Raw genomic sequence first — 13,063 nt, 5'->3', positions numbered from 1 at the left:
ACAGCTAATACCTGTTTAACCCAACTCTTAAATTTTTGATTACTGTAAATCGCTTGCACTCTTTCCATATTTCCTCCTATTAAGCAGAACCCTTAAAGACTCTCACCTCGCTATAGTACCATTAAAAAATGAATAATAGAGATCTAATGTATAAATATGCAATATTGCATACGAAAATGTATTGTTATAATTGTAAGCGCTTACTATAATAAGATTATAAAGATTTATTACATCTTAATACGAAAAAGAGGAGAGAATAATATGGAAATCGCAATGGCAGTTTTAAAATTTATAGGTGGAGCAATCCCATTAATTCAAGAACTACTAAAAGCATTTATGTAAATTCACTATTTAGCAATTATTTATAAAAATTATTATACAAATGATCTGTATATCAAAAATGAATTGGTTTACAGATCATTTGCGTGATCAAGGTCCCTTTAACATGACTAAGGGGCCTTTTTAAAATTTTTAAATAATTAAGGTTACGTCACATCACCATCAAGTTAGCAAAATAAAACGAAACTTTAACTTGATGGTGATGGGGTAACAGTTGTGATTTAGAGATAAGATCAGATTATACAAAGTTTTGCACGTCAGCGATACTGAAAATAAACTTCGCCTTTAGTAGCAAGAATCCCCAATAAAGATAGTCAACTTGCCTATTTAGGAATAAGAGTGTCAATTTAAATGATGCATTCTGAAACACTACTCTTCTTCTAAAATAGCGTAATAATATTCATCCCACCATTCATTCCCATGTGGTATACACTTCCTGAAATAGCCTTCTCTTCTCATTCCAATCTTCTCCATCACTCGATATGATGGGGTATTTTGTGGTTGACATGTAGCTATAATCCTATGTAATTTCATTTCCTTAAAGCCATATTCCAATGTAGCTTGTGCTGCTTCAGAAGCATATCCTTTATTGAAATATTTAGGATTGAACACCCAACCAATCTCATATGTATGCTCACCAAAATATTTATGAAAAACTATATGACCAATCAGAATATCTTTATCAATTAATACTACAGGAAAGTTCTTAGCGTTTTCACCAATGTTTTCATTCACAAAGTTTCTTGTATTTTCTTCAGTAAAAACCCCTTCAGGTATGTATTTCATAACATTGATATCTGATGTATACTCATGAACAGCTTGCCAATCTTTGAACTCAAATTTCCGTATTAATAACCTTTCTGTTTTTATAAACATTTACTTTTCCCCCTCAAAAAATTACAACTATATTTGAAATCCACATTTAACCCTTAAAACAAAAAGAACTTGTAGGACTCTCTACAAGTTCTTTTTAGTTTAAGGTGAATATACGAGCCAAACAAACTATCTTACAGATTGACTGTAGAAACTTTAGGGGTAATGCTTTGACAAATATATTATATAACAAATATTAACATCCACAGGATTTATTTTTGAAAATTATGTGAATTAAGAAAGGAAGTAGTTTTTTCTTAGATATTATTGTTAATAACTGGGTATCATTATATTTCATTCTGCAACTTATTTAGAAGAGCTATGTACATTTCGAAGAAGTTCTTCAATAAGTTTTGTTTTTTCATTTACCTTTGTGGCATATGTGAAATCACCATAACAATATGGATACCTAAAATTATTTTTATTTCCACCACAAGTATACATCGCTGGATTTTGATCAACTTTCATCTTAGAAAACTTTTTGGCTGAATCCTCCGAGTGTTGTTTAACTTCTTGACTAGCAACAAAATCAATATAACCTGGCCCCATATTATAGCTTTGAATAATTGTATCCATGCTAACATCCTTGTCCGTTCCATATTTGTACATTTTAGCAAAGTGTTTTACCCCTTGTTCAATGCTCAAGCTTGTCTCTTGAATTTCATTTGGCTTTAATCCAAGTGATTCGGATGACTGCATAGGATCGTTTCCCTCACCTCTACTCTCTTGGTACATAATTCCTAATAAAAATGCTGTTTTCTCTCCTAAATTATATTTTTCTAATTCTTTCTTCAAGGTAGATTCATATTGCAATACACGTTTTTCGGTGGCTAGCGCTTTATTTTTTTGAATATTGGTTTTATGATTAAAATATAGCATTCCAAGTATTATTCCTAAGCCTAAAATACTAATAAGGAACACTTTTATAATTTGTTTTTTACTTGTATCCTTCATATATTCCTCCTCGTATAAAAAATTTAATTTTTCAAAGGTAATTGGTTATTTACAAACTATGTAATGAACATCTATCTCCCGCCCTTTTTAGACTCAAACATCAATACTTTAAGGTTTTAAGTTTAATATAAAAATTTAAAGATAAGGTAAAGATAAGATAAAGATAAGATAAAGGGCATTTTTTATACGTACTTTAAAAGATATTGGTACAAAGGGGTATGTGGGGAAATTTGTTGATATAAATGGATTTAGTAATAATGGAAAGGTTAACGTACAAATTATTAATTATGGAGGTATCATTCCAGAAGATTTACCCTATCTTTTCAATATGCTTTATATAAAAACTACAACATAACATATAATAAAAAACGGCGAACCCTCCACCTAGGAGAATCCACCATCACAAATAACTGATTATTTCACACCTAGTTTTTTTGCTTTCTTAGGGATCCCGTCTTCCAGCACTTCCTCCCAAGCTGTTACACCTTTTTATCTAAATGATATACACGTAGGAATGCTTCTTTACGAAGATTCTTTTGTGCGATAAATTCTAACTCTTTTTCTTTACCTTCCTTATCAAAACCCGATAATGTATATTCATACTCCTTTCCCATCACTTTACCATCCATAGATTTTGAAACTCCTCCTTTTCCATCCATATTAATTTGAACGTAATATTCATCTTTACCCATACGGTTGATATCACACCCTACTAAAACACTTGCAAATACAACTTCCTTATTTTTTACGTACCTGTATATTTTTATCTTGTTACTCACTTTTATTTTTCTTTCTTAACTAACTTATTTAAGATAATCTCATATAAATTACTTAACGAATTAATGCTATTTGCGACATAAAAAAAGAGAGGCGTCTGCCCCCTCTTAGAAGTGAAATTCAACTTGCTGTTCTTTTGTAATTGTCTCATCCCCCTCAGGATTAACTGTGTCGCTAAAGAGTAACTTAGCTGATATAATCTCCTCAAGCTTACTCTTAATGAATAGACCTACGCTACCTTCTTTCTTCACCTTCCCATAGAATTTGTTAGCATTCTCATCTTTCTCCTAACTAAGATCTTTTACTTTTACTAATTTCATATGAGAAATTCCCTCCAAATGTACACACTAAGAATGAGATTTGATAGAAGATACTTGTCTACATTTTGACTTTTCCTATTAAAACTGGAATATTTGGTCAAATGTATTAAACACGCAAATAACTTGATATCGTATCTCATGATTTTAATAATGATTCTGTTTTTCATTGTAGTAAGGTTGTTTATCTCATATTGAATTACCTTTCATTTTTCTTACAAGTTCGCAATATTTTTGAAAATACAGTTTATAAAGCCGAGAATTATTATTTTTTGAGAGATAGCATTGAGGAGTTTTTCATATGCACTGTACTATACGGTACTAGATTCCCGTACAGATTTCATTTACAATTCATTGTATTTTCTTTACCATTTACCAAGTTAAAATGGAACAAATTTATTACTTAGAGTGTCTATTATGTGTACCCCTAAAAATATGAAAGGACTTATTATTCCCCAAAGTAAAGTGATGTAAAAAAGTGTGTATTGAGATACTTCATTTAAATGTTACGAGTTTAATACTTTCACAGGTAAACTATAAAAAAAGAAACACCCTAAACAGCAACTGTTCATTCATATAAACGCTTTGGTTCTGCTTAGCCTGTTAAAATTCAACTTCAGAAGTATCGGTATCCAACACCCGCTTTAATTAACATCGGTATTTAAAATACCAAAACAAAATCCATATATCGTTGAAAGAGGTTGAAAATTCATGTACGTTTTAAACAAGTTCTTTACCTACAAAAAGATTGTACCTGTCGTATTACTTTCATGTGTAACACTAATAGGGTGTTCTAATAGTAATACTCCATCTGGACCACCTAAGCAAACAAAACAAATAAAGCAAATTAAACAAGAAAATACAGGTCATGATTCTTTTGCTAAGCTTGAAAAAGAATATAATGCTAAGCTTGGTATTTATGCTCTGGATACAGGTACAAATCAAACTATTGCTTATCATTCAAATGATCGTTTTGCATTTGCCTCTACATCTAAATCATTAGCAGCGGGAGCTCTTTTACGTCAGAACTCAATAGAAGCTCTTGATGAAGGGATTACGTATACGCGTGAAGACCTTTCTAATTATAATCCAATTACAGAAAAGCATGTGTATACAGGAATGACGTTAAAAGAACTTGCAGATGCTTCTGTTCGATATAGTGACAGTACGGCACATAATTTAATTCTTAAAAAGTTAGGTGGTCCATCCGCATTTGAAAAAATCTTGAGAGAAACGGGAGATACGGTTACTAAATCTGAACGATTTGAACCTGAATTAAATGAAGTACATCCTGGAGAAACGCGCGATACCAGTACACCAGAAGCGATCGCTAAGACACTTCAATCATTTACATTAGGATCTGCACTTCCAACAGAGAAACGTGAATTATTAGTAGATTGGATGAAGAGAAATACGACTGGAGATAAGTTGATTCGTGCGGGCGTACCAAAAGGATGGGAAGTAGCTGATAAAACAGGCGCAGGATCTTATGGAACAAGGAATGATATTGCAATTATTTGGCCACCAAATAAAAAGCCAATTGTTCTTGCCATCCTTTCTAATCATGATAAAGAAGATGCAGAATATGATGATAAGCTTATTGCAGACACAACTAAAGTCGTATTAGATACTTTAAAAGTTACGAATAAAAACTAATAAATTAATAGTTTTCCGTGGTTAGGGGACATATTCTCTAATAAGAGTAACCATACATGAACGTCAAATGATGCTAAAAAAAGAAAAAACACGCAGTTCCATTTGGAATTGCGTGTTTTTATTTTGCTAATTTATTTTGGATAACCGCTTGTGTCATCCAGTGCTGATTGGTTTGCACATGGTCTTTTCGAACAAATGCCCCTATGGATTTTGAAAAATCATTATAGTGAAACGCATCCGTTAATCTAAGTACATACCCCTCCTGAATCCCTCCAAAGAGTGAAGTACCGTTGTAGCACAAACGAATTACCTTTTCATTATAGGGGCCACGATATAACACTGGAACGTGTGCAAGGCCTAACTTTTTACACCATGCAACTGCTGCATCCCACGATAAACATTCATTTTTCTCATTCTATATTGAAAAGACATAAAAATAGGACGTCAGTGCTGTGTAGTGAATGCCATGACAAGCATACACATTTTCACCACATATCCTCCAGCCTTCTGGAATTCTATCCCCCCATACTTCCTTGTAACGTTTTTACCCATGTTCTCGATGGGTTATGACCACTTGATAACGACCTTGCATGAATAGCATCTTTATAAAGAGATGTATTTTCACCATCTAACTTCGTACGATTAATTACTTCCTGTAGTAGCCTTTCTACTGTATCTATTTTTATCTCATTTGGTTTTCTCAATATTCTTTACTTCTATTTTTTGATTGTTATAACTGGCACTTTCTTGGTATCAGAAATTTCACTGTAACCATAATAAAGCAGAAAAAACAATAAAATAATTGTCCAAATAAATATAAACACTTTATAACTATACTTCATATGAAAAACCTCATTTTCCCTATATAAGTGAATGTACATACACCTTATAAATCCTATTACATAAATTATTGGATATTGCAGTAGTAGAGAATCATTAAGTATTAGAAATTGTTATTCATAAACACATCCAAGAAATCTTCAAAAAATATCATCTAGACATTTTAACATTTCATAAAAATGCCCAGATAATATTTTTACGTTTAGCTAAGTAATGCTTATTATGTAATAAATCCTTATCTCTATTTCACCTTAATGTTTATATGTACAAGAGTCTGTGTAGCAACTAGGCTGTACTTTAAATATGTACTCAATTGTGTGTGGGAAAGGAAGCACATTTTATTTAAAGTTGTTACTTTGAACCCTTTAATTAGTTGGTAGTCTTCTTCATTCAGACAGAAAGGAAATTTAAAGTGTGCACGTATTTTCAACTCAGACTCTTTACTACACACACTCCTATACACATAAAACATCTATACCTTTCGTAACATTAAGGAAACAAAAGGAAATGATATAGAAATAATTATAACATTTCGTAACAAACTTGTAACACAAATGTAACACAATACATTTAATCGTACAATACTTTTTTAGCTAATTATCAACAAAGCATTGTTAATATCGTTCAAATTTAATAATGTTCCCATAAAGTAATACATATTGTTTGTGAAGTGTTTTTTCAAAATATAACGAAACCTACCATGACGGAGGAATGTTAATTCAATTTAAGAATAAATGGATTGATACCTTTCTAGCTTTTGTATCCCAATCATAGTATAGAGAGGATTATGGTTATCCAATAAATATATGTGAACATATACAAGCTAAGCCTTCTAAATAATTACTGTAACTAAAAAAACAAGTAATTATACTTGTTTTTTAGTTTACTTTCCAATATCGCAACAGTTTTATGTGCTCTCTTTTCCTGTCTACATTATTGGATGCATATCTTACTAAAGATAGCTTCTTTTTTTATGATTCTATTGAAGTAATTAATTGCTGACGTTCTTTATCTCTATAAATTTTCATTTCATGTTTAAACTCGTAATTTCCTACTTCAAATCTAGCCCATTCCTTACTTGTCCAATATACTACACCTACATTTTCTCTTAAGATTGCAAAACACACATCCACTAATTCATCTTCGTAAAATGGAGCTTCTTTTGCTAATTCAAAAGCAAGCACTTTTGGATCCTTAGTTTTAATTTGAAGTTCCCTAGAGGTTTGCCCTAAATACTGCCATGGTGATGGTATTGATTGAACTTGGGCATTTCCCCTATCTTGAAACTGTGATGGAGAATCATTTGTTGAAGCAAATGTAGGTTTACTTACTCCTATTGCTGTTCCTAAAACAACAGAACCAATAATAAGTTTTTTAATCATTTTTTCAGCTCCTTTAATAATTTTGGATATGCTTCATTTTTATACCACGTTCATGGTCATGTAAATGAAGAAAATTTGACATAATTATACATTTTTCTCGAAAAATGTATATTAATTACGCACCTTAAATTTACCCAAAACAAAATTATTGGTTTAACAAAACTTTTTTGTCATAAGTATACACTTTTTGTATAAAAATTAGTTTTTAAAATATTTGCATACTTATTGATAAAGCTTCCTGCTATCCGTTATTCGAAGCCAGTTTATCTCCACCTACTCACTTCACATTCCTTGAAGAAGGAATCCTCTTGACTAAAATGATAAAAAAAGTTTGGGATTCCCCCAACTTTTTAATACGTCTATTGTCTGATTAAACCTGTAGATGTAACCCGATATGTTCTTTTCTTTCCTATATATTCCTGTTTTCCATTCTCAAGGTTAGTTAAAGTCGCTCGTGTTTTTTCCTTCGCCACTTCCCCTTCTATATGAGTAAATTCTATATAATCTCCCTCTTTTACAGGTACTGTTTGGGTTTCAGCATTTTGTTGTCTATTTCCCATAATTTCCTTATTGTACAAAACGCTACCAGATGAATTCTGGACTTTAATACTTGCATATGTGCTATTGAAATAAGAATGCGGCACACCAGCTTCTAATTTGATTTTCAGCTCTTCTGCTGTTTTATTATAATCTACTTTTGCAATTTCTCGATCACTATATCCTTTTAGGGACCATGCAAATTGGTTCCCTACTAAAATATCAGAATTTCCATTTGTAATTTCTACTTTTTTCTCTACAGTTCGATCAAGTATGTCTGTTAATGTAATTTTAGCAAAAGCCGTTTGAGGCAATTGCATAGTTTGACTTACCTCAGTTTTGTAAGACTTAATATTATCGATTACTTTCAAAGGTTGTCCCATTAACTTTTCATTGTCATAGATTTCAATTTTCCCTTTAAACTGTGGAGTACTTTGTTCTTTCAATTTCCATGAAACATTTAATTTTCCATCTTCAAAGCGAGTATTTTGAATATCAAAATCTAAATTTCCCATTTCTGGTTGACTAGGCTGATTTATATTAAAGGTTTTTCCAGTACCAATAGTTGATTGAGTATTTCCTCCTGCCCTAACCCATAGATATTCTGAAGTTGCTCCTCCATCGTATTGATAGGACGTATCATGTTGCCCAGAGATACGCTGATTATTCCAAGAATTCCATTGTTTATCTGAAACTTTTCTACTGTATCCATTTTTAAGACGTGCTTCTCTTACATCTTGTCCATTACCAGCCCAGTCCTCTTGAAACATCGATAAACCAGAGTTAAATGCCACATTTGCAACTGGATGATCCATAATAGCAACTAACTTCCATTGATTTAATTTATTATCTTTTATCCACTGGCCAAACTTTGTATGGCCATCTTCTTGCCAAGAACGTAGAGTCATTCGATACCATTCACTATCTTTCCAATTATAAGTTGTTTGTACCTTTAGACCTGTTCCTTCTCCACCAAATCTACTGGCTTCTGAAGTCGGCGATAAATACTCAGCTTTTATTGCTTGGTTTGATGCTATTGGATCCCAAAGCGCAAAGTGAAGGGTACGTTTACCGAATTGATCAAAACCACTTTGTTGTTGGAAGCCCGCATAACCACCACCTTCTCCTCCCTGATTCCAGTTATGCACAGCCCAATATGTATAAGGTGCTGTTTGGACTGGTGACCAGTCTATGCTAATAATATCTGAAGCAGCAGTATTCTGTGGTGTTACATAAACTGATGGGGCATGAGATCGGGTTGCTGCCTCTGTACTAGAAATTGGTGCTCCATACATTGACAACATGGTACAAGCCGTTGAAACCATAACAATTTCTTTTATTTTTCCCCTTGTTTTTACTTTAAACATAACTTCCTATCTCCTTTTAAATTATTTTAGTTACATTGAATAATAACCCTATATATCCCTTTAAACAAATTACGTAATAAAGTAACATTAGCTTTAAAATCTAGATATATTTAATGTTTTTTTCACTGCTATTACTAATCAAATTATAGTATTTTGTATTAAAATCGTATGATTTAGGACTAAATATAAAGTGAAAATTTTATAAAATTTCATAAATATGTAGTTTTAGATATTTATGATGAAAGACCCACTAAATAACTTAATTGATTTTATGAAAGATTTCCTTACTTTATTGATTACACTATTAAACCTAGAATTGTTTACCAGAAAAATGTTATGTAAACTTTTAATTTGTCGATTAGAAAAAATAGTTTATCTATTTGCTGATATCTTATCATTAGTTAGAAAGAGCCTACTTAAAAACGTAGACTCCTTTAGGTATCCAAACGTTACATATATAACAAACATAAAAAAATAACATCGAATTCTTCTGTTAGTTTATTTAATATTTAATGACGTAGATAATGTATTCCAAGGTGCATTTGTAGATGTATTTTGATATTTAAATTGCCCATTTTGCTGTCCTGAAGCATCCCATTTATATTCCCATCCATCCACTGTTCTATCCCCATTTATATCAATCATCTTAGAATCTACTTTTTTTAGTTTTTGACCACTCATTTGAGCAATTGGATTTCTACCATATCCCATTTCATTTGTATAAATGTATAAATAGCTCCCTCCGTGATCTTTAGCTGTACTTAAATTATTAGGACCAATAAATTCAACCCCGCCTAATTGAGATTCAACTTTTACCACATTTAATGATGTTAATGGTGGTGCAGGTGCTGCGGATACATCAGTCGCTAAGCCAACTGTTGCTCCCACTAATAATGATGAAACTCCTATAATCATTCTTTTTAGCATACTCTCATCCCCTTTCAATTTAATACAAATTGATTCTATCATAATAATTTCATACATTTCCTTCCCTTTAAAAGAGTTAACAAAAAGTACCTATTTACATATGAAATTGTGCATATTCATTGCTTTTTACCATTTATACTTATCATAAATCATACTAAAGCATAATTAGTTCTCTCCCCTAATTGACTTACTACATTTGGCCCCATCTCAAGGTGACTATTCTAAGAACTAAAAAATGGTACATAGTTCACTGGTTTAACAAACAAATAATAGAATTGCAAAGTCAACTTAATTTAAGTTGGCTTTTCCTCTAATATTATAAGCAAGATCCACCACTTGCATCAATTAACTCACCAGTTATCCAACGACTGTCTGATGATGAAAGAAAACCTACAATATCAGCTATATCATTAGGTTCTCCCCACCTATTAAAGGTCGATAAACCTGCAGCATATTTTTGTCCATCTTGGTTGCCCAATGTCTCAGCATTCATTTCTGTGTTAATTATGCCTGGGAGAATTGCATTTACTGTAATACCACGAACACCAAGTTGTTGAGCTAAAGTATGAGTGAGTGTATTTATTGCCCCCTTAGATATACTGTAGGCAAAAACACTTGGGGAGGCTACCCTTGTGACAAAAGACGAAATATTTATAATCCGTCCCCCATCTTTTAAACGTGGCAAAGCCTTCTGAATAATGAAAAATGGAGCTTTCACATTAATATTCATAACCTCATCAAAAGACTCCTCTGTAGATTCCTCTAATGTTAAAACCTGCCCAATTCCAGCGTTGTTTACAAGGATATCAAATGTAGTATTGCCTATATATTTTTGAAGAGATTGATCCATCATTGCATACAAGTTATTAATGCCATTAAAAGTACTTAAGTCTGCACGAATCGCAAATGCGGAACCGCCATCTTGTTTAATTTTATCCACTACACTTTCTGCTTCTTCGTTTCTTTTACTATAGTGAACAACGACTAACGCACCAGCATGTGCCAAATGTAATGCAATACTTCGGCCTATTCCTCTACTAGCCCCTGTTACTAATGCAATTTTCCCCTTCAATTTATTCATCTCATCATCCCCTTGTTTAAAAAATTCTACTTAGTTATATCACAAGATACCCTTTGAAATGTTGCTCACTAATTTGATATCCATAAAACCAAAAGGCCCACTCATAATTATAAGAGTCGGCCTTTTCACTTCACATATTCATTTGCTTTACATACAGCCTCTCTAACTGTTGTGTACTTTGTACTAAGTATAATAAAGACTCTAAATGGTATTATAGGTAAAGCCAACTTAAACTAAAGTTAATTCATATACATTTTGCTTAGAGTCTCTGCCTTTAAACAGTTCGTTTAGGATTCTATGCATATATTCAATAAAATTTCAGCAATGCCTGTATTTTTCATCTTTCATATTTTTCTTTGTTAGCTATGAGCATACTTATAAAACTCTAAAAACTATTTGATAATCTTTTAGAATCTAACTTTCTTTTAATACTATTTGCTATTTCTTCAATATTTTCATTTAGAAAGAAATGATTACCTTCAAAAGAATGAAAAGTACACGTTTTACTTGTGTATCGTTCCCATTTTATTACTTGATCATATGTAGTAAATTCATCATTTTCCCCATTAAATATAAGAAAATCAATATCACATGGTTGTGTATTTTTGTCATGAATATACGTCTCAACGATTTTAAAATCTGCTCTTAGAATAGGGAGAAAAATCTCCATTAATTCTTCTGATTGCAGTACCCCAGATGGTGTACCTCCCATTGCAATAACTTCTCTTTTAAATTGCTCATTAGAAAGATTATGTCGGATATTTTTTATTTTACTATTTGGATGATTTCTACCGGACAAAACAAGAAATTCAGGCGATACGTTTTTAGAATCTTTTATTTTTCTGGCTAATTCATAGGCAATCAAACTTCCCATGCTATGCCCGAATAGAATGTAGGGCGAATCATCTATCTGCATAACTATTTTATTGTAGACATCATTTACTGCCTCTTCCATACTTTGGTACAAGTTTTCTTCAATTCTATATCCTCTACCAGCTAACTCTATCGGAACTACCTCAATATATGGATTAAAGTGATTTTTCCATTTTGCGTAACTAAACGCAGATCCCCCAGCATGTGGAAAGCAAAAAAGTTTAGTCTTCTGCATTGATTTTCTCCTTACTTTCAAATTTGTATATATTTTGGCAAATTGCATAAATGTCTTTAATTATTATCTCTTGCGGAAATTCATCCCTTGTTGCACAAGCAGATAACTTATAATTTGGATCAATGTTATACTGTTTAAAGTAAAAATTCTTAGGTATATTCTTGTATAAAATTAAAGTTCGTGATTCTTTTTTTATAGAGAATGAATTTAATTGGGTATAAAGCCCTTTTCCAATCGTTTTTATATAGCTTTCTTTTAATGTCCATAAATCATAAAAATAGTTAATTTGTTCATCAGAATTCATATTAGATATATCATAAAATTCATCCGCTGAAAAAAATTCTTTTGCTAATTTAAGCGCCTCTATCTCTGAAACCTTTTCTATATCAATACCCACATTAAAATTAGCAGTAGTACAAACCACCCATTCTCCTGAATGTGACAGATTAAAATGAAAGTCAGAAAAATTTTCAACAAAAGGTTTTCCATACTCATTATATTTAAATCTAATTTCTTCATTATTAATTTTATACTTTTGGCAGATTAGAGATCGGATTAGTAAATCCCCTATCAGTGTCCTATTAACGTCGCATGAGTTTAATAAACGCTTCATTCGTTCTTTCTTCTCATTTGAAACCAAGTTACTAAGTTGCTTAAACAAATGACTTTCAATATTCTTTGGTATTTTCACAGCTTGAATGTGTATGATAAATCACTTCCTTTTTTTAAAGATGGCTTCATATATGTGCGTTACATAAATTCAAATTAACTTTATTAAATTGCAAATACAATAGAAAAGGTGCATATTTACATATCAATGAAAATATACACCTTTTCTCAATAATATCATCAAAGCATTAGTTTCTATTACAAAAAATAGAGAGGATTTACATCATTCTATGAGC

12 protein-coding genes and 4 pseudogenes are annotated in these 13,063 nt (G+C 31.7%); 4 read left to right on the top strand and 12 right to left on the bottom strand.

Translation table 11 applies throughout. The features are described from left to right. Positions 1–156: 156 nt before the first annotated feature. Positions 157–342 (top strand): hypothetical protein, encoded by a 186-nt coding sequence (locus ACTFN4_RS22885; protein ID WP_074593642.1) that lies wholly within the window; start codon positions 157–159, stop codon positions 340–342. Positions 343–708: 366 nt separating this feature from the next. Here ACTFN4_RS22885 and ACTFN4_RS22880 read toward each other — a convergent pair whose 3' ends face one another. After that, positions 709–1,215 carry a GNAT family N-acetyltransferase gene (locus tag ACTFN4_RS22880; RefSeq protein ID WP_000470144.1) on the bottom strand — a complete coding sequence of 169 codons (507 nt, stop codon included), beginning with the start codon at positions 1,213–1,215 and terminating at the stop codon, positions 709–711. A 303-nt stretch (positions 1,216–1,518) separates the two neighbouring features. Further along, a complete protein-coding gene (locus tag ACTFN4_RS22875) occupies positions 1,519–2,166 on the bottom strand; it encodes a lysozyme family protein (RefSeq protein ID WP_074593641.1) in 648 nt (215 codons plus the stop codon). Between the two features lie 214 nt (positions 2,167–2,380). Between ACTFN4_RS22875 and ACTFN4_RS22870 the strand changes: the two are divergent. Beyond that, positions 2,381–2,503: pseudogene (locus ACTFN4_RS22870) on the top strand (histidine kinase); the annotation flags it as partial. Positions 2,504–2,580: 77 nt separating this feature from the next. Here the strand turns inward: ACTFN4_RS22870 and ACTFN4_RS22865 are convergent. Beyond that, a pseudogene (locus ACTFN4_RS22865) lies at positions 2,581–2,933 on the bottom strand (YxeA family protein). A 117-nt stretch (positions 2,934–3,050) separates the two neighbouring features. Further along, complete coding sequence (locus tag ACTFN4_RS22860) at positions 3,051–3,194, bottom strand: hypothetical protein (RefSeq protein ID WP_002196501.1); 144 nt, start codon at positions 3,192–3,194, stop codon at positions 3,051–3,053. A gap of 777 nt (positions 3,195–3,971) precedes the next feature. Between ACTFN4_RS22860 and blaIII the strand changes: the two genes are divergently transcribed. After that, positions 3,972–4,916, top strand: coding sequence for a class A beta-lactamase BlaIII (gene blaIII, locus ACTFN4_RS22855; protein WP_000289423.1), 945 nt, complete (start codon positions 3,972–3,974; stop codon positions 4,914–4,916). A 118-nt stretch (positions 4,917–5,034) separates the two neighbouring features. Here the strand turns inward: blaIII and ACTFN4_RS22850 are convergent. Both ACTFN4_RS22850 and ACTFN4_RS22845 read right to left on the bottom strand, forming a co-directional pair. Further along, positions 5,035–5,397 (bottom strand): annotated as a pseudogene (locus ACTFN4_RS22850) (RNA ligase family protein). Between the two features lie 34 nt (positions 5,398–5,431). Beyond that, positions 5,432–5,620 (bottom strand): RNA ligase family protein, encoded by a 189-nt coding sequence (locus tag ACTFN4_RS22845; protein ID WP_255262012.1) that lies wholly within the window; start codon positions 5,618–5,620, stop codon positions 5,432–5,434. Between the two features lie 823 nt (positions 5,621–6,443). Between ACTFN4_RS22845 and ACTFN4_RS22840 the strand changes: the two are divergent. Then, a pseudogene (locus ACTFN4_RS22840) lies at positions 6,444–6,530 on the top strand (DUF2278 family protein); the annotation flags it as partial. Between the two features lie 197 nt (positions 6,531–6,727). On the opposite strand, the gene ACTFN4_RS22835 reads toward ACTFN4_RS22840, so the two are convergent. The 6 genes from ACTFN4_RS22835 to ACTFN4_RS22810 all read right to left on the bottom strand — a co-directional run bounded on the left by ACTFN4_RS22835 (position 6,728) and on the right by ACTFN4_RS22810 (position 12,849). Next, positions 6,728–7,138, bottom strand: a complete 411-nt coding sequence (locus tag ACTFN4_RS22835) for a hypothetical protein (protein WP_439962828.1) — start codon at positions 7,136–7,138, stop codon at positions 6,728–6,730. Between the two features lie 359 nt (positions 7,139–7,497). Then, complete coding sequence (locus ACTFN4_RS22830) at positions 7,498–9,042, bottom strand: DUF3472 domain-containing protein (protein WP_439962827.1); 1,545 nt, start codon at positions 9,040–9,042, stop codon at positions 7,498–7,500. Positions 9,043–9,540: 498 nt separating this feature from the next. Further along, positions 9,541–10,026, bottom strand: coding sequence for a DUF4879 domain-containing protein (locus ACTFN4_RS22825; RefSeq protein WP_048535311.1), 486 nt, complete (start codon positions 10,024–10,026; stop codon positions 9,541–9,543). A 259-nt stretch (positions 10,027–10,285) separates the two neighbouring features. After that, positions 10,286–11,050, bottom strand: a complete 765-nt coding sequence (locus ACTFN4_RS22820) for an SDR family oxidoreductase (RefSeq protein ID WP_001037510.1) — start codon at positions 11,048–11,050, stop codon at positions 10,286–10,288. Positions 11,051–11,435: 385 nt separating this feature from the next. Continuing rightward, a complete protein-coding gene (locus tag ACTFN4_RS22815) occupies positions 11,436–12,158 on the bottom strand; it encodes a thioesterase II family protein (protein WP_001172935.1) in 723 nt (240 codons plus the stop codon). Beyond that, positions 12,145–12,849: a 4'-phosphopantetheinyl transferase family protein gene (locus ACTFN4_RS22810; protein WP_439962826.1), complete on the bottom strand. Its 705-nt coding sequence runs from the start codon at positions 12,847–12,849 to the stop codon at positions 12,145–12,147. Before ACTFN4_RS22810 ends, ACTFN4_RS22815 begins: the two co-directional genes overlap by 14 nt. Positions 12,850–13,063 lie beyond the last annotated feature (214 nt).

The sequence above is a fragment of the Bacillus cereus group sp. MYBK95-2 genome, from assembly GCF_051915225.1.
GTDB lineage: Bacteria > Bacillota > Bacilli > Bacillales > Bacillaceae_G > Bacillus_A > Bacillus_A cereus.
Note: the sequence above shows the minus strand (reverse complement) of the source record. Positions and strands in the feature narration are given on the sequence as shown.

Coding starts and splice junctions, on each gene's coding strand:
- ACTFN4_RS22885 (WP_074593642.1), top strand. CDS start 157: ATGCAATATTGCATACGAAAATGTATTGTTATAATTGTAAGCGCTTAC.
- ACTFN4_RS22820 (WP_001037510.1), bottom strand. CDS start 11,050: ATGAATAAATTGAAGGGGAAAATTGCATTAGTAACAGGGGCTAGTAGA.
- ACTFN4_RS22875 (WP_074593641.1), bottom strand. CDS start 2,166: ATGAAGGATACAAGTAAAAAACAAATTATAAAAGTGTTCCTTATTAGT.
- ACTFN4_RS22835 (WP_439962828.1), bottom strand. CDS start 7,138: ATGATTAAAAAACTTATTATTGGTTCTGTTGTTTTAGGAACAGCAATA.
- ACTFN4_RS22825 (WP_048535311.1), bottom strand. CDS start 10,026: ATGTATGAAATTATTATGATAGAATCAATTTGTATTAAATTGAAAGGG.
- blaIII (WP_000289423.1), top strand. CDS start 3,972: ATGTACGTTTTAAACAAGTTCTTTACCTACAAAAAGATTGTACCTGTC.
- ACTFN4_RS22815 (WP_001172935.1), bottom strand. CDS start 12,158: ATGCAGAAGACTAAACTTTTTTGCTTTCCACATGCTGGGGGATCTGCG.
- ACTFN4_RS22830 (WP_439962827.1), bottom strand. CDS start 9,042: ATGTTTAAAGTAAAAACAAGGGGAAAAATAAAAGAAATTGTTATGGTT.
- ACTFN4_RS22880 (WP_000470144.1), bottom strand. CDS start 1,215: ATGTTTATAAAAACAGAAAGGTTATTAATACGGAAATTTGAGTTCAAA.